The 16,901-nt window shown below is 69.4% G+C and carries 13 protein-coding genes and 3 pseudogenes; 10 read left to right on the top strand and 6 right to left on the bottom strand.

Annotation, left to right across the window (positions count from 1 at the left end; genetic code table 11):
* Positions 1 to 90 precede the first annotated feature (90 nt).
* Positions 91 to 477, top strand: coding sequence for a hypothetical protein (locus IE248_RS35435; RefSeq protein WP_190032922.1), 387 nt, complete (start codon positions 91 to 93; stop codon positions 475 to 477).
* Positions 478 to 719: 242 nt separating this feature from the next.
* Here IE248_RS35435 and IE248_RS35430 read toward each other — a convergent pair whose 3' ends face one another.
* From IE248_RS35430 to IE248_RS38725, 3 genes and pseudogenes are all read right to left on the bottom strand, one after another.
* A complete protein-coding gene (locus IE248_RS35430; protein ID WP_190032921.1) occupies positions 720 to 1,268 on the bottom strand; it encodes a GNAT family N-acetyltransferase in 549 nt (182 codons plus the stop codon).
* Between the two features lie 105 nt (positions 1,269 to 1,373).
* A pseudogene (locus IE248_RS37985) lies at positions 1,374 to 1,671 on the bottom strand (N-acyl homoserine lactonase family protein); the annotation flags it as partial.
* A 92-nt stretch (positions 1,672 to 1,763) separates the two neighbouring features.
* Positions 1,764 to 2,258, bottom strand: a pseudogene (locus tag IE248_RS38725) (transposase family protein); the annotation flags it as partial.
* Positions 2,259 to 2,529: 271 nt separating this feature from the next.
* On the opposite strand from IE248_RS38725, the gene IE248_RS35420 reads away from it, so the two are divergent.
* The 7 genes and pseudogenes from IE248_RS35420 (at position 2,530) to IE248_RS35390 (ending at position 10,274) form a co-directional block, all read left to right on the top strand.
* Entirely contained in the window at positions 2,530 to 3,165 is a 636-nt protein-coding gene (locus IE248_RS35420; protein ID WP_190032919.1) for a VOC family protein, read from the top strand.
* 88 nt (positions 3,166 to 3,253) lie between these two features.
* Positions 3,254 to 3,427, top strand: a pseudogene (locus IE248_RS35415) (transposase); the annotation flags it as partial.
* Positions 3,428 to 3,872: 445 nt separating this feature from the next.
* Complete coding sequence (locus IE248_RS35410) at positions 3,873 to 4,265, top strand: hypothetical protein (RefSeq protein ID WP_190032918.1); 393 nt, start codon at positions 3,873 to 3,875, stop codon at positions 4,263 to 4,265.
* Between the two features lie 402 nt (positions 4,266 to 4,667).
* A complete protein-coding gene (locus tag IE248_RS35405; RefSeq protein WP_190032917.1) occupies positions 4,668 to 6,368 on the top strand; it encodes a SpoIIE family protein phosphatase in 1,701 nt (566 codons plus the stop codon).
* A gap of 571 nt (positions 6,369 to 6,939) precedes the next feature.
* On the top strand, positions 6,940 to 8,235 hold the full coding sequence (locus IE248_RS35400; protein ID WP_190032916.1) for an ice-binding family protein: 1,296 nt from the start codon (positions 6,940 to 6,942) through the stop codon (positions 8,233 to 8,235).
* Positions 8,236 to 8,347: 112 nt separating this feature from the next.
* Positions 8,348 to 9,088: a DUF5819 family protein gene (locus IE248_RS35395; protein ID WP_190032915.1), complete on the top strand. Its 741-nt coding sequence runs from the start codon at positions 8,348 to 8,350 to the stop codon at positions 9,086 to 9,088.
* Positions 9,078 to 10,274 carry an HTTM domain-containing protein gene (locus IE248_RS35390; protein ID WP_190032914.1) on the top strand — a complete coding sequence of 399 codons (1,197 nt, stop codon included), beginning with the start codon at positions 9,078 to 9,080 and terminating at the stop codon, positions 10,272 to 10,274. Before IE248_RS35395 ends, IE248_RS35390 begins: the two co-directional genes overlap by 11 nt.
* Positions 10,275 to 10,305: 31 nt before the next feature.
* Here the strand turns inward: IE248_RS35390 and IE248_RS35385 are convergent, their stop codons facing one another.
* Positions 10,306 to 11,499: a spore photoproduct lyase family protein gene (locus tag IE248_RS35385; RefSeq protein ID WP_190032913.1), complete on the bottom strand. Its 1,194-nt coding sequence runs from the start codon at positions 11,497 to 11,499 to the stop codon at positions 10,306 to 10,308.
* A 266-nt stretch (positions 11,500 to 11,765) separates the two neighbouring features.
* Complete coding sequence (locus IE248_RS35380; RefSeq protein ID WP_190032912.1) at positions 11,766 to 12,881, bottom strand: glutamate--cysteine ligase; 1,116 nt, start codon at positions 12,879 to 12,881, stop codon at positions 11,766 to 11,768.
* A gap of 379 nt (positions 12,882 to 13,260) precedes the next feature.
* On the opposite strand from IE248_RS35380, the gene IE248_RS35375 reads away from it, so the two are divergent.
* The gene (locus IE248_RS35375) at positions 13,261 to 13,578 is read left to right on the top strand and encodes a hypothetical protein (RefSeq protein ID WP_190032911.1); all 318 of its coding nucleotides are present in this window, start codon (positions 13,261 to 13,263) and stop codon (positions 13,576 to 13,578) included.
* A gap of 484 nt (positions 13,579 to 14,062) precedes the next feature.
* Positions 14,063 to 15,706: a PLP-dependent aminotransferase family protein gene (locus tag IE248_RS35370; RefSeq protein ID WP_229895761.1), complete on the top strand. Its 1,644-nt coding sequence runs from the start codon at positions 14,063 to 14,065 to the stop codon at positions 15,704 to 15,706.
* Positions 15,707 to 15,796: 90 nt separating this feature from the next.
* Here IE248_RS35370 and IE248_RS35365 read toward each other — a convergent pair whose 3' ends face one another.
* Positions 15,797 to 16,441 carry a GAP family protein gene (locus IE248_RS35365; protein WP_190032910.1) on the bottom strand — a complete coding sequence of 215 codons (645 nt, stop codon included), beginning with the start codon at positions 16,439 to 16,441 and terminating at the stop codon, positions 15,797 to 15,799.
* Between the last annotated feature and the right edge of the window lie 460 nt (positions 16,442 to 16,901).

The raw sequence follows: 16,901 nt of genomic DNA, 5'->3' as shown, positions 1-16,901 counted from the left end.
GGCCGTGACGGCCGTCGACATCACCGTGGTCGACGTACTGCAGCCATGGCCACCCCACAGCCCAGAACCACCCACAGCCGGTGACACGTCATGACCACCACCGAAACGGCCTCACTCCTCAGCGTCGCGGCCGAGGCGGCCCTCGCGGTTCCAGGTGTGGCCGGCCTGCAACCCCGTCTCGTCCACCGCCTCGCGGCAGCGGCCGCGCCCGCCCACCCGGTCACCACACCCCACCCCACGCCGCCCGAGGCGGGCATCCGCGCCGACCGGGCTCCGGACGGTTCGGGATGGCACATCGAGGTGCGCTGCGTCCTGGCCGAGAGCCATCGCGCCCTGGACACCGCCAGGCATGTCCACGACCGGGTACGCACCGCCGTCACCTCCCACCTCGCCACCCACGGCGTCGCGGAGCCGGTCACCACCACGGTCACGGTGACTCGTATCTTCGGCCGGCACGGCACCGCAAAAACGCTCTGAGCACACCGACGATGCCGCCGCCCACCTGGCGGCCGACCGCGTGGTCGACGCATGCGTCCGGGACGAGGTGCCGCAGGTGGGTTCGAGCACGCAGGAGCCACTTCCCCAGCGCCAGGTCCGGCCCGTCCTTCAGGTAGTCGGTTGTCGCCCAAAGTGACGTCGCGGGGGTGTCCAGGTTGTCGTCCCGCATGACCTCGCCCTGGCGTGCAGACCACAGACGGCTCCGATGAGCACCTACGGCGTCACTCAGAGGTCGCCCATTCCTCGCGGAGCATCCCGAAAAGAACACGGTCGTAGCGCTTTCCGTCCACCAGCACGGCCGACCGGCGGCGGCCCTCCTCGCGGAAGCCCAGCCTGGTGAAGGCGCGCACGGCGCGCTCGTTGCCGCTCCAGGTGTCCAGTTCCAGCCGGCTCAGGCAATACGCGCCGAACAGATGGTCCACGAGCAGCCGCAGTGCCTCACTGCCGTGCCCGCGGCCCCAGAACTCCCGCTCGCCGATGGTGATTCCCAGCGTGGCCACTCCGGCGTACGGATCCAGGTCCCGGTAGTCGGCCATGCCGATGACCCTTCCGCCTGCCAGTTCCTCGACCGTGAACACGGCCGACTCCCTCGGGCTCAGGCGCAGCATGGTGTCGAAGCCGCGACCGATCGCCTCTGCCGTGACCGGACCGAAGCACGGATCACCGGCCGCGGCCCAGCGCACCACCTTCGGGTCGTTGCGCCACCGCAAGTGATGCTCCACGTCTTCTGAGCGCAGCGCACGCAGCCTTACTGACTTTCCTTCGAACATCACGCAACTCTATTGGATCGTAGGTAGAACCGTTCAAGGCTGGAGGTTCACCCACTGGCGCCCTCAAGGCGTCTGCGTCAACCGGTAGGCGATAGTTGGGGTGGCTGGCATCAACCGTTGTGCCGGGGTGGTTCCGGATTCGCCGGTGATCTCCTTGTAGGTGGCGCCGGGGAAGTCGACGAGTTCGTCGATGGTGTAACCGCCCCGGCGGGCGGTGGCCTGCGGTGGGGACGATAGTGGGCTGGGTCAGCGCCGACACCGGTGTCGAAGAGGAGCAGTCCCTCGTCGCGCTGCACGAGATGAGCGAGGACGGGTCAACTCGCGCCTGCGGGCCACCGGTTTCCGATGCCGGCCGGACGAAGTAGTCCAGGTCAAGTCGACGTACTGGCGTCTGCTTGCTCATCGCGTCACGCTGGCAGGCCGCCGTGTTCTTCTTGGGGCTTTTGCCGACAGCGGACTGAGCTCAACCTGCCAGCGAGTTATCAGCTTCCCGGATCAGTGATCGTAGGCGGTCAGCGAGCGCAGGACCGACCGGCTGGTGTGCCCGTTGTGCCAGATCGCGGCGGTCAGCGCGAGGATGCCGTCTTCAGGACGCGGACGACCACACCGCTGGGGGTGCGCCCGCGGTGGTGTTCGAGGTCGAGCTGATTCTTGAAGCTCTCGTTGACCGACTCGATGACCCGCCGCAACAGCTTGAACAGCCGGGCCTCGAAGCCCCTGCCGGGTAGTGCTTGGCGCCGATCAGCGTCTGCCCGGGCCGGCTGGCGAGGAGGCTCGGTTCGGCCGCGAACAGCTCCAGCAGGGTCTCCCCTCGTCGGCCTTCGATCTGGTCAGGGCGAAGGAGACAGGCAGGCCCTGAAGGGTGCACACCAAGTGCAGCCGAAGGTCCCAGACGAAGCGGCTGCGGATGGCGCAGTACCCATAATCAACCCATCCGGCCAGGGAGCACGGGCGTGACGGAGCCGCCGAGCTCGGATTGGAATCGATCATCTAGAGCGTGTCTCTTGGAAGTGCGGTGCGCATGCTGCTGCATGCCGGATCGAAATCCTGTGGCAGCAGCGCTCGCCCCGCAGCGGCTGATCGAGCGGGGTCGTGGGCCTCGACGAGGCGGCAGCACTGCCGTCTGGCTCCGACCGGGCCTCCCCCGGCCGGGATGACGATGATCGATCCGCTCCACGGCCCAATCCACGGCGGACGCGGCCAGGGCGAGGGCGTGGCGTGGCGTCGGGATTTGTGCGGGTTGTCGGGTGATGATGGCGCAGTGCGACTTGATCACGTGTCCTATGCGGTGGCCCGCGACAGCTTCGTCTCGACTGTGCAGTGGATCGGATCGGCCCTCGGCGCCGGGTTCATCGACGGGGGCGTTCACCCGAGATTCGGCACCCGCAATTTCATTCTCCCGCTGAGCGGCGGCACCTACGTCGAGGTCGTCACCACACTCGACCATCCCGCCGCCGACCGCGCACCTTTCGGCCAGGCGGTCGCGCGCCGCGCCGCCGAGGGCGGCGGCTGGCTCGGCTGGGTGGTCTCCGTCGACGACATCGCCCCGGTCGAGGCCCGCCTCGGCCGCACCTCGGCCGCGGGCCACCGTGTCCGCCCCGACGGATTCGACCTGAGGTGGAAGCAGATCGGTCTGCTGGAACTGCTGGAGGACCCGCAACTGCCTTACTTCCTGCAGTGGTTGGTCCCCATCGAGGAGCGCCCGAGCGCCGACCCGCGCACCTCCACCACCATCCACGGGGTCTCCATCGCCGGCGACGCCTCCTCCATCGCCGAATTCCTCGGCGAACCGGCCGACCACCCCCTCGACCAGATCGACGTCACCTGGGTCGATGATGAGGAACCGGGCCTGGTCTCGGTCGAGTTCGCCACCGCCCACGGCCCGGTCACGATCTGACCAGAGCCCGGCTGCCACGCGGGCGCGGCCCGGCTGGGGTCTCCTGGCTAGCGCGTGTCTCTTTGACGGGTCGGTCAGTTGATCGGACGTGTCGGCCCGATTAGTGATCACTGATGCGATGTGGGGCCGGAACGAGCCGCTGATGCCGGCAGATCCTGGTCCGTGGACGGCGGTGGGCTGATCACCGCCGAACGCTCGAATCCATCGCTCGCGCTGGCGGGAGCTACCCGAGGAGCTCGACCCGTTCCAGGCAACCCACAGAGATACGCGGGACTGCCCAACCCGATGTTCCACAGCCTTGACCGCGTTGTCAGGGACCGCCTGCTTGCTGCGCGGCCCGGACGCGGTCGGCTTCCCTGCGACAAGAAGCACATCGTCCGAACTGCGGTCCTGCCCTATTCACCCGTGGTTGCGGATCTCGCTCGAAACCAGGAGGTTGCGCAGTCAACGACAGCGTCGCCGCTGGCCACCGGGGCTTTGCTCAGCGGCAGCACGATCTGGGAGGCGGCCGAATTCGGCAGGCGTCAGCCACCCCTCCTGCCCAGCTGCCCGCACCCCGCTGCACACGCCCTGCACACTGACCACGCGATGCACCTAGGCTTGAAGGGCACGACGCAGGACCACGGGGGAACACATCGCGCTCCGTACAGCGCGGAAGGAGGCAGAAGGAGAGAGCTTCTTCCCTCCTCCAGAAGGCAGGCCACATCATGGCTAAGCAAGAGAAACCGTCCCAGCCCCGACATGGCGAAGGCCCGAGCCCGCACAAGGGCACCAAACAGCATGGCTGGTCTCCCGACGTCGACGAGACCCGCCAGCAGGACAATCCCAGCGCCCACCGCTCCTTCCACCCCGACCAGTACGCCCCCGCCAAGGGCGCCGGCCGCGAGGTTTCCAAAGAAGAAGCCGGAAATCCGCATGGCAGACCCACGAAAAGCATGAGCCGCCGTGGGGAGGACCAAAGCAAGGCCGGCAGCGACCAGGACGGCATGCACGACACAGGCCCCAGGGGCCACTCCAAACGCCCCAGCGGAACCAGGGACGCATCCGCCGTTACTGGCATCGACCCGCAGGATCCGCCTGCAACCCGCAAGGCCAGGTGATCGTCCAGGCTTTCGCATAGCCCCTCGGCCCGCCCCTGCCGACGCCGCTTGAACGGCTTCTCGACCGCAGCACGATCCCGTCCACAGGTGCCTCCTAGGCTGCGCCGTGCTGGGCGCCGCGGCCGGCCGCCCCGACGGCGCACACCCGGTGCACGGGCGTCCCGCTCGTACGGGACCGGCGGTTGTCCCGTATCGGTGAGGCGTCTACGCCGTCCGCCCGCGCGGCGGCGGAGCCGCCAGGGGGCGCGGCAAGACCACCAGGGACGGGCCCCGGGCCCGGGGGCTGAGAAGCAGGGCGGCCGTCCAACGGACGGCCGCTCCGGGCGAGGTACGGCGCCCCGTCGATAGAGTTGTTCGTACGAGCTCTGCCGGGAGGGCAGGCTTCCGCGTGAGGGGCAGACGTTGAACCGGTTCGCGCGCCTGGCCACCCGTCTGCTGGGCACGCCCAGGGCGCTGGTGTGGGTGGCCGCCGAGGGTTCCGCCGTGGTCGAGAGCTGGCCGGTGGGCTCCGTCGACGCCGAGGCCTCGGCGCTGTGCCGTCGCGTGGCGGAGCTCGGCGCGCCCTTGGCCCTGGCGGGGGACGCCGGCGGTGTGCTCGCCTTCGCGGGTGTCCCCCTGGTCGGCCCCTCAGGAGAGCTCCTCGGCGTACTGGCCGCCACCGACACCGGGCCGCGCGCGTGGAGCGAGGAGGACCTACGGGATCTCGGCGACCTCGGCGCGGCGTGCAGCGCCCAGATGCGGCTACGCCTGCGCTCGGACGAGGTGCAGCGCGCCGGAGAGGCGGCGGGCGAGGCAGCCTCGCTCGCGGAGGCCGAGGCGGACCGGATGGAGACCCTGCTCAGCCGTGCGCAGTTGCTGCTGCGGGCCGCGGAGGATCTCGGTGACACCAGTGGGCTGAAGGAGGTCTGGGCCCGGGTGAGCGGGCTGGCGGGAGGGGAACTGAAGCCTTCCCATGTAGGCCTGGACCTGATGGGTGAGGACGGCTTGCTGCGACAGGTGGCCGGCGCCGAGGCGGGACAGGCGCCCTGGACCGGGCCGGGAGAGGGGTACGGGGCCGATTCGGGCTGGCCCGGCGCCCGCGCGGTACGCGAGGGGCGGACGGTGGTCGTCACCGACCGGCAGAAGCTGACGCGCGGGTACACGTCCGAGGCCGTGGCGGGCTTCGACGCGCTGGGGCTGCACACCCTGGCGTGCGTGCCGTTGTCCGGCGCCGAGGGCGTGTTTGGCGTGCTGGCGCTCGGCTGGGACGTTCCGCACGTGGTGGATTCGGCCGAGCGCGCGGTGCTCGTCGTCTTGGCCGACTACACCGCCCGCGCCGTGGAGCGTGCCGCCTACCTGGACGAGCGCGTCTCCGTCGCCCTGCGGCTGCAGCAGGCCATGCTCACCGATCTCGTGCCGGTACCGGGACTGGAGACCGCCGCCTTGTACCGGCCGGCCGCACGGCAGGACATGGTCGGCGGCGACTGGTACGACCTCCACCCACTGCTCGGACCGCACGGTGCGTGGGCCGTGACGGTCGGGGACATCACCGGGCACGACCTGGGCGCCGCGACCCTGATGGGGCAGGTCCGCAGCATGCTCCGGCAGGCCGACATCGATCATCCGGACAGGCCCCCGCACCAGGCTGTCGAGGCACTCGTCCGGGCATGTCAGACGCTGGGCCTCCCGGCCGGCGGCACCCTGGTCCACGCCCACCTCACCCCCCGGCCCGCCGGCCACTGGCAGTTCGCGTGGACGAACGCGGGCCACCCTCCCCCACTGCTCACCCACCCCGGCGTACCGGGCGAGCCCGCCGAAGAGCTCGGGGCCCACGACATCCTCATACATCCCGGCCTGCCGCCCGGACCTCGAACGACCCATACCCGCCTCCTGGCCCCGGGCAGCACGCTGTTGCTCTACACCGACGGACTCGTCGAACACCGCGAGCAGGACCTCGACGCCGCCACGGGTGAGGCTGCACGCCGCCTGGCCGCGGCGAGCACCGACACCCCCTTGGGTGATGTCCTGGAGCACCTTGCCGGTACCGTCGCCCCCGCCCACCCGGAGGACGACATGGTGCTCCTCGCCATCCGCATCGCACCTCACAACCCGTCGGCCTGTTGACGGCTGGGGGCGCCGTAGTCACGTCGACCCCGTCTCCCGGCGTCCTCGGGCGGATGGCTGGTATCGGTCGACTCGACCGCCGTCCGGGCCCATCGGCCTGCGGCCGGGCCCGGAAAAGGAGCTCCGGAGTCAGGATTCCCCGGCTCATGGTGCGGGTTCTGTTTCCGTCATCCGCTTCATGGCGGGGCCCCGAGGTCAGTGACCTCGGAGGTAGTGGATTTGACTACGAACTGCCGCCACGCCCATCCCGCAAGGTTCGCGAGATCGCCTGACTGGCGGCACATCTCCATGTGCGGGGGTTGAATTTAATTGGGTAAGTGTGCGGTATTGCCTCTTGCGAGTTAATCGAGCTCTACCCATTCGGAGGAATGTCGGGATGATCGACAATGCGAGTTCGATACCTTAATCGTAAATTCGACCACGGAATGTGTTTGTATTAATCCCCCTCCGCGCCTTATTCATGATTGCCGCGTGAAAATTCCTGCGTAATATGCGGCGGCGACACACCAAGGCTTTCCGGGCGAACGGCAGGACCCGGGAGGCCACCGCATCCACAGGAAATGGCCTCTTGATGAAGCTGAAGTTCCAAGCGGCTCAGCGTCGCACCCTCTCCGGCTGGCTGGCCACGGCCGTCGCCGGAACGGTTGTCGCTGTGATGGTCGCCGGATTGCCCACCCCGGCACTGGCCATCGCGACACCCGTGCCGCTGGCCACAGCCGCCAGCTATTCCGTTCTGGCAGGTCAGGGGGTGACCAACACCGGACCCTCCGTGATCGGTCACGACCTCGGGACGCACCCGAACCCGGCCATCTCCGGATTCCCGCCCGGCTTGGTGCTCGGCGCCGTGCACGCCGCGGACGCCGTGGCGCTTCAGGCCAAGTCCGACCTGGTCCAGGCGTACAACAACGCTGCTGGCCAGGCCACGGACTTCGCGCTTCCGGCGGGAATCGGCGCCGGCCAGACACTGCTTCCGGGCGTCCACACCGCTGTCGCCGGTGTCGGACTCACCGGCGACCTGATCCTGGACGCCGGAGGAGACCCCAACGCCGTCTGGGTGTTCCAGATCCCTGAAGCCCTGACGACGGCGTCCAACAGCCGGGTGCTCCTCACGAACGGCGCTTCGGCGTGCAACGTGTACTGGCAGATCGGGAGTTCGGCCACCCTCGGCACCACCTCCACCTTCGTGGGCACCATCATGGCTCTGACCTCGATCAGCGTCACCACGGGGACGAACATCGAGGGTCGGGCGTTGGCCCGCAACGGTGCAGTGTCGCTCGACACCAACAGGATCTTCCTCGGCGGGTGCGCCACCGGCGGAACGACGGCCGGCACGACCACCGGCACGACCACGGGCACCACCACGGGCACGACGACCGGCACGACCACGGGCACCACCGGAACTCCGACCGCCGGCACGACGACCGGCACGACGACCGGCACGACCGTGGGTCTGATCGGTGGTGGCCTCCTGGGCGGACCGGTCGTTGGCCTCGTGTCCGGCGGCACCTCGGGCAACATCGCCGGAAACACCTCCGGTAACACCTCGGGCAACACGGCCGGGAACAGCACCGGTGGCAACACGACCGGTGGTAACACGACCGGCGGGACCATCACCGGGGGCAACGTCACCGGCGGTCACGGTGGTTACCCCGGCGGCCCGGACAATGGCGGCCCGGACCACGGAGGCCAGGAGCACCACGGGCTGGAGCACGGCGGGCCGGACCACGGGCACGACGAGGGACCCGGTAAGCCGGACCACGACCACGGCCACGACGGGAAGCCCGGCGACCACTTCGGCTACGGCAACAAGCCCGCGGGCCACGAGGGTCACGAAAGCCACGAAGATCACGAAGGCCACGAGGGCTAGGCAGCAGGCGGCACGAAGCCCGTTCATCGGATGACGGCGCGCGGCGGAATCCTCATCGGATCCGCCGCGCGCCGCGGGTGCGGGTCGCGGAGACCCCAGGCGAACAGCAGACATGAGAAAGACCGGGTGGGAAGTGTCGAGCGGAATTGAATCTGCGGACGTGAAGGAATTTCAGGCGTCCGATTCCGGTCCGGCCCCCCGGGAGTGCCCCGATGACGTGGTCAGACCGGGTAAGCCGCCCATGGGTGTCCGTACGCTGAAGGCAGGGCTGTACATCGCTGTAGCCCTCTGTCTGGTGACGGCCCTGGTCCACGTCGTCCTGGTGTTCCTTCATGTGGCCCCCGCCAATCCTGTGTCGAAGCGGTACAGCTCACAGGTCAACGGATGGGTGTACCCGCTCTTCGAACAGAACTGGCGGCTCTTCGCCCCGGACCCCGACTCCTTCAACCGGAACATCCTGGCCAGAACCGCACACACCGACCCCAAGGGATCGGTGCAGGTGACCCCCTGGTTCGACCTGGCTGCCGTGGACCATTCCGCGGTCGACCACAATGTATTCCCGAGCCATACGTCCCAGAACCTCCTGCGCCGTGCCTGGACCTCCTACGTCGAGACACACGGAGGAAGCGACACGGCACGATCGGAACGGGCCGTGATGTTGCAGACGTACCTGCGGAACATCGCCGCGGACCGCATCGCCGCTCACAACAAGGGCCGCGCTTTCGAGTTCATTCAGCTCCGGGTCATCACGCTGCCCGTCGCTGCGCCCGGCACAGCGGCCGGGACCCGCCAGCCGGCACCCACCGAGGACCGGCTCCTGCCCTGGTGGAAGGTGACCTCCCATGGCAAATGAGCAGCTCCCCCAGCCCCCGTCCACGGCAGCCACGCCTCACCGACCCGTGGTCCAGGAGGCTTCGATCGCCGACATGGCCCACCGGTGGCTCCACGACCTGATCGGCACCCTTTGGTCGCTTCTGACCGACCGCCCGGTCTCCCTGTACGCCGCGTCGGTTCTGCGCATCGGCTACGGGCTGCTCTATCTGGTCTTTCTCGTGCGCGAGTTCCCGCACCGTGACGAGATCTGGGGCCCCGGCTCCCCCTGGACCCCGGCGCTGGCGCAGCAGCTCTTCGACCAGACGGGCTGGAACAGCATCCTGCTCCTGTCCGACAGCCGCGCCTACTTCGAACTCTGCTACGTGATGGCCCTCCTCACGTCCGCGCTGTTCATGCTGGGCTGGCGGACCCGCGCCATGTCGGTCCTCTTCGCCGTCGTGGTGACCTCGTTCCATGCCAGATCGATCTTCATGACGGACGGGGGCGACAACCTGATCCTGCTGATGACCCTCTACCTCGTCCTCACCGCGTGCGGTCGGCGCTGGTCCCTGGACGCACGCCGAGAGCGGCTCAGAACGGCTCGCGCGGACAACGCGCCGGTTCCGGTGCGGAGCTTCTACGCACAGCAACTCCAGGACGCCCGCATCACCTTGACCACGGTGGTGCACAACTGCGGCATCCTCGTCATCGCGGCACAGGTCTGCTTCCTCTACGGATCGGCCGGCCTGTACAAGATCCAGGGCCCGACCTGGGGCGGCGGCACCGCTCTCCACTACGCGCTGAACCTCGAACTGTTCCAGCCCTGGCCCGCGCTCTCCCACCTCGTGGACGAGTACCCGATGGTGATCGCGATCGCCGGCTACCTGACGGTGCTCTTGCAGGTCGCCTTCCCCTTCGTACTCTTCGGCAGGCTCAAGTACCCCGTACTGACCGTGCTGCTGGGCATGCACATCGGCATCGCGGTACTTCTGGGACTGCCACTCTTCTCCGGCGCAATGATCGTCGCGGACGCCGTGTTCCTTCCCGACCGCTTCTACGCCTTCCTGCCTCACCTGTGGCGACGCGCAACCCGGCGCACGGGAATGCGGCGCCCGGCACCTGCCCGAGCAGTGGGCTCCGCATCCGTACCTCCGCAGGGCAGGCCCGTCGAACCTGGCTCGAAGCATCGAGCCCCGGCAGGGCAGCAGGGCACTGCGCCGGGCTGACCAGCAAGCCCGGCACGACCAGTGGCGGGCATCAGAAGGCGTACCGGATACGCAGCCACGGTGCGTGGCGGGCCACGAGCGTGCGCATCGTCTCGACGGCCCCGGACTTCACCCCGCTCCGGTAACGGACGTTCCAGCTGCCGTTCTCGGAGCGCTTGGGCTCCTGGAGGGCGGGGCGCCAGAGGGCTTCCTCCGCGCGCGGATGCCAGCCGAGGTTGAGTTCGTGCAGGTCCTCGTTGTGCGTCAGCATGATCACCTCCGCGGCAGCCTGGTCCTTCACCGCAGTCGGCAGGACATCGTCCATCTGCCGCAGGAGGAGGGCCCAGTCCGATTCCCAGCCCGGGCGCAGTACGACGGGCGAGAGGTTGAAGTGGACCTCGTAGCCCGCTTCCAGGAAGTCCCCGGCGGCGGCGATCCGGCTCTCCACGGGGCTGGTGCGGATGTCGAGCAGCTTGGAGTCCTCCTGCGGCATCACGGAGAAGCGCACACGGGTCCGTCCGCGCGGGTCCAGTAGGAGGAGGTCCGGGTTGACGAACTTGGTGGCGAACGAGGCCTTGGCGGAAGGCCACCGGGCGAAGGCCCGGACGATGTCGGCGACGTTGTCGCTGATCAGCGCATCGACGGAGCAGTCGCTGTTCTCTCCGACGTCGTACACCCACGCGGTCGGGTCGCACTGGTTGGCCACGGTCTTGGAGCCGAGGCGAGCGACGTGCCGTGAGATGTGGGCGATGATGCGCTCGATGTTGGTGAAGACGGTGATCGGGTTGGCGTACCCCTTGCGGCGCGGTACATAGCAGTAGGCGCAAGCCATCGCGCAGCCGTTCGCGGGGCCGGGCGCGATCCAGTCCGCGGAGCGCCCGTTGGGACGGGTGGTGAGCGTCTTCTTCTCGCCCAGGACCAGGACCTCGCTCTTGATGCGCACCCATCGGTCGACGTTCCCCGCGTTGCCGTGCAGGTCCGGGATCCCCCAGTGCGAGTCCACGGGGACGATCTCGGCGTCCGGGAAGCGGGCAAGGACCTGCCTGCCGCGCGGGGAGGCCGCAGCGGCGGGCTCGGCACGGATCTCCCGTACGGAAAGCAGCCGACGGGCGGCCGGGGAGTCGCGGAACAGCGGGCCGGCGTCCGCCGGGACGTGCGCTCCTTGCCCCGTGTCGATGTCCTCGAAGCCGAAGAGGGCGTCCGCGTGTGCGTCGTCCGGTCGGCCTCGGCGGGGCTGGGCGCCCATGTGCGGCTCCTGCGATATCTCGGCCCCTGAAGGGCTGTGCCGTGAGGGGGAAAGCCCGGGCGCAGCGCTTCCCGACCTTAACTCTAGGCGGCGGCTCGTCTGTGCGCCGGTGCGGCACCACCCGCTCGGTGCGGCCCGCCCTGCTGCCGAGCAGGGCTCTGAGAGGTGCGGGGCCGTCGCCGTGACCTGCCGTGCCGGGCGAACCCCGGTGACCGTGCGGCGCGGGACGAGCGCCCCCGAGCGGCCGGCCTTCCTGGCCCGCCGCCTCAAGGCCCGACCGTCATCTCCGCGCACCTGGTGACGATGGCCGCCAGGGTCTGCCCCTCGGCGTGCAAGCCGCGCTGGATGCGCGCGCCGTTGCCTCGCTCGTGCAGGTGGGCGATGGCCTCCCGGACCCGCTCGTCGTCGCCGTGGTCGTTCAGCGCCTCACGCACGTGCTGGTACAGGGCTTCGACCGCCTGCTCGGCGGATGTCTCCCGCATGGTCCCGGGGTGCAGCAGAGGTCCGTCCAGGCCCGAGCGGCCCGCGCGCCAGGAGGCCAGTCGCAGCAGACTCGTGCCGATCCTGGCCGGGGGCTGCCCGTCCTGCCAGGCGCGTGCCGCGGTCTCGACCAGGCCGCGGCTGAGAGCGGCGAGCAGGACGGGCGTGGCGGCGTCGAGGCAGACGTCGGCCACCCGGACCTCCACCGTGGGATAGGTGGCCGACAGCCGGGCGTCGAAGTAGATCATCCCCTCGTCGCGCAGCACCCCGGTGTCGATCATGGTGCGGACCTGCTCGTGGTAGCGGTCGGCGGAGCCGAAGACCTCGACCGGACCGGCGGAGGGCCACCGGTTCCACACCCGGCTCCGGTAGCTTCCGTACCCACTGTCCTCGCCCTGCCAAAAGGGCGAGTTCGCGCTCAGCGCCATCAGCACGGCCAGCCAGGGCCTGATGCGGTCAAGAACCGCGACGCCCTCCTCGTCGGAGGCGACCGACACGTGAACGTGACAGCCGCACGTCAGCTGCTCCTGCGCCGTCAGCCCGAACTGCTCCCCCATCCAGCGGTAGCGCGGGCTCACGTTCAGCGACGGCTGCACCGGCAGCGGCGACGTCGCCACCGCGGCCACCACGGCGCCCGCGCTCGCCGCGTGACGGGCCGCCCCGCCGCGGATGCGGACGATCTCCTGCTGGAGCTCACCCATCTCCGTGACCGGTTTGGTGGCGAACTCCAACTGCTCCTTCTGGAGTTCCTTCTCGAACTCGTGGTCCGGCAGGCCGATCGCACCCGGGCGCTGCCAGGCCGAACGGTCCGCAGCCGCCAGGACCGCCCCCGAGACGGCCAGCGGGGCACCGCTTCGCGCGTCCACGAGCAGCAGCTCTTCCTCCACGCCTACGCTTCGCATGTCGCCGCCTGTGGATCGAACCATCAGATGCCCCGCATCTGCCCCGCCCGCCCCCGACCATGTCGCAGCAGGCCCCGCACGTTTGTACTCGCCGTACGGGGCAGGGGGACCCGGGAAGGTAATGCGTCGTTCCGAGGCGGCCCAGCGCACCGGGGGGAACACCGGGACGAGCGACGTCGGCGGCCGTGCGGGCCGTCGCGTACGCGTACGCGTGGCGCGGCGTGCGGCCCCGGGCGGCTCGCGCGCCAGGGCGCGCTCTGCGGACTCGCCGCACGCCTCCTGGCCGATCGCCGCGCGGGCCGACAGGATCTCAGCGACGACATGGCTCCACCCGGCTCTTCGCCGCCTGCGAGCACTCCTACGATGACGGGATCGCGTGATGTCACGAGACTCTCCGCCGGAACACACCTCGGACGGACACTACGTCGTCATCGACGGCAGGCGCTGGCGGGCCACCGACCCGGACCTTCCCGCCGATGCCGCCGCGCGCCTGCGCACGCACCTGATGGCGGCCCGGCGCGCCGTCGGTGCTGCCTTGCGGGCGCACGACGAGGAGGGAGAACGCGAAGCCCGGCGCCGTGTGCACACGGCGAAGGTCGCCCTCGGCGAACGCGGCGCCCCGTGGTGGGACCAGACCGATGCGGAACGCCGGGCACGCTGGCTGGACGGACTCGCGACGCTGGACGGGGAACTCTGACGCGGAGCGGCGGCTACGTCGATGCCGTGGATCGGTGCCTCCGCCGCGGCGGGCGGCGCGGTCGAACAGGTCCCGGACGAACGGCTCGGCCGGAAGAGATCAAAGTCGGGCATCAGCGCACTCCTCATGACACGAAGCCGCCATCCCGAGAGCCACCGAAACGTATCTCCTGAAGGCACTCCCGGGAAATGCAAAGCAAACCCCTTGCCACCTGGAATGACTAGAGCGCGATAAACGTAGACAGGCGGGCAATAGAGGCGCCACGTCACGCATATCCTGTGTGCCGCGAGGCCCTGAGCAGGGCAGTCGGGCGCCGGCGGGCTGCTCCGGCTATCCGCGCGCATGGAATGTCGTACAGGCAGACAAATTCTCGCAACCGCGCTGATCCCCTGAGGGTACGCGCGTCTGCCGAATCCGTTGCCGTCTGGTGGCGATTCAGGACCTGAACGCCAGTTCGGCAAGATTGTTCAGAATAGGACATGAAATGATTACCGAACACTCCGATACGCCTCTGGCGGCACTGCCGGCCAACGACGACTACCGGTTGGGTACCGGCGCCTACAGCGACGAGCAGCGGATCGCGGTCCTCGCCAAGCTGGAGGGGTACCTCGGCGAGCGGAGCGGGCGCCTGCTCGGGTACCAGGTCAACCTGTCGCTCGACGGTCACGCCGCCCTCGGGCGTTTCCTCGGCTACCACATCAACAACATCGGGGACCCGTTCGTCGACAGCAACTACAGCCTGCACTCGCGGTGGCTGGAGCGCGCCGTCCTGGAGCACTACGCCCGCCTGTGGCACGCCCCCCTGCCCCACGACCCGGCTGACCCCGCGAACGAGGACGGGTGGGGGTACGTGCTGTCCATGGGCAGCACCGAGGGCAACCTGTACGCGATGTGGAACGCGCGTGACTACCTCGACGGCAATGCCCTGGTGCGTGACGAGGTCTCCGGCGAGGCCAGCTGCCGGACCAGCTACCTGCGGGCCAAGCACCCCGACGACAACCCCAACGCCTACTCCCCGGTGGCGTTCTTCTCGCAGGAGACGCACTACTCGCACATCAAGGCGATGCGGGTGCTGGACATCCCGACCTTCTACGACCTGGGCGGAAGCCTCTACCCGGGCGAGTGCCCCATCGACGTGGCCGGTACCGGCACGCAGACCTACAACGGCTGGCCGCTCGGCGGAGTTCCGACCAACGGCGGCGACGAGGGGCCCGGCACGGTCGACGTCAACGCCCTGGTCGCCCTGGTGGACTTCTTCGCCGCCAAGGGCCACCCGGTCCTGGTGAACTTCAACGTCGGCAGCGTCTTCAAGGGCGCCTACGACGACGTCCAGACCGCCTGCGAGCGACTGCGACCGGTCTTCGAGAAGCACGGCCTCGTCGACCGCGCCGTGCGCTTCGACCCCGACGACCCGGAGCGGGTCAGCGTCCGCAACGGCTACTGGATCCACGTCGACGGAGCCCTCGGCGGCGCCTACGCCCCGTACCTGGAGAAGGCCCGCGACAACGGGCTCATCGACAGCGCGCCCCCGGTGTTCGACTTCCGGATCCCCGAGGTGTCCTCGATCGTCACCAGCGGCCACAAGTACCCCGGTGCGCCCGTCCCCACCGGGATCTACATGTCCCGTGCGGGATCCAAGCTGCGGCCGCCGTCCGACCCCGCGGTGGTCTCCTCCCCGGACAGCACGTTCGCCGGCTCCCGCAGCGGATTCGCCTCCCTGGCCATGTGGAACCATCTCGCGCAGTTCAGTGAGGAGCAGCAGGTACGGCAGGCCGCCGAGGTCCTGCGGATCGCCGAGTACACGGCGGAACGCCTCAGGAACCTCAGCGTGCGGTTGCGGGAACGCGGCGAGCCCTGGGCCGAGGACGGCATCGAGGTCGGCCACGGCGAGCACGCGCTCAGCGTCTGGTTCCAGCAGCCCCGTGCCGAGATCGCGCGGAAGTACTCGCTCGCCTGCGTACCGCTCAACCTCGGTGGCCGCCGGCACGACTACAGCCACGTCTACGTGATGCCGCACGTCACGCAGGAGCTCATCGACGAGCTCCTTGACGACCTCTCCCGCCCCGGAGCATTCGACCGCTCCGCCGAACAGGACGCCGAACGACCCCCGCTCCCCCGCCAGCGCTGACCCGAGGGCGGGCAGCCGGACCGCGACCGGCCGCCCGCCTCCTGGCTCTTTTGCCCCGCGCACCCCCGCACACGGGTCGCCCGTCCGCCGTCAGGCGACCAGCTCGTAGATGCTCCGCGCCATCAGCCACAGGCCGACGAGGAGCGACAAGGTGATGATCAGCTGCTCCTGATGCTGCCCGAGCCAGGTCCGCAGGGCGTTCAATTTGGCGCCTGCGGCCGCCGGTGCCCAAACGCCGTACATCTCCATGACGATGAGGCTGAGCGTGGCCAGTAGGCAGTAGCCGGCCAGCGAGAGCCAGTCGGCGAGTGAGGAGAGGTTCGCGGCGACGACCGTCGCGGCGCCGGCACCGACGAGCGCCCAAGGCTGTAGCAGCCAAGCGAGCCCGGCGGCCGTGACCAAGGAGGCGTCGTCCACGCGGGCGGCCCAGCGCGGGGGGCCGTGCGGGCGCGGCGGCCGCCGACGCCGGTGCGCACCGTAGAGCACCAGCCCCGCGCCAAGGGCGAGCTTCACACACGCCACGCCGGTCGACGGCGCCGTGTGGCGGGCCGGGGACTCGCCGCCGGTCAGCAGGAGTACGCAAGCGATCACCGCGACCAGGTTGGCGAGCCACGACAGGAGGAAGGCCAGTCCCTTGCGTACGCCGCGTGGCGCGGAGAGAAGCAGGATGAAGGCACTGTTGTGCAGGGGCCCCAGGGTGATGGCCGTACCGATCACGACCAGGTCGAGGAGCATCAGCGCAGTCACTCCTGGAGGTCGAGGCCGTCTGTCGTCTGGGTGGGTGAACAGGTGCGGCGGCGCTGTTACGGCGCCGCGTCCCGACTCTGCGGGCGACGGCCTGACCGGTCAAGGAAGCCACGCGCACCCACCCGAAAGCAGCACGCCATCGTGGGGAATCCACCGCCAATGTGGTGCCCCACACCTCCCCAGTCAGTCAGCAAAAGCCGGGGCTGGCCCGCGGCGTGCCACGCGGATCCCACCGCGCGTGGTATCGCGTGGCGGCGTCGATGTTGGGGTTGGTGTCGACATCGAACCGTCGGCGAGCCCCTCAGCGACTCGGCCACCTCACCACGCGCAGAGGAAACGGTCCAAGTCCCGCGCCGTGTATGAAGATTTCATGAATGAAACAACCACGTCCGCAGTCTGATCATCCTCTCGGCTGAGTCCGTCACCACCCCCGAAGTGACGGCTCTCG

It is taken from the genome of Streptomyces goshikiensis (assembly GCF_014650555.1).
Lineage (GTDB): Bacteria > Actinomycetota > Actinomycetes > Streptomycetales > Streptomycetaceae > Streptomyces > Streptomyces goshikiensis.
The sequence above is the reverse complement of the archived record's forward strand: the minus strand, read 5'-3'. Positions and strand labels throughout refer to the sequence as shown.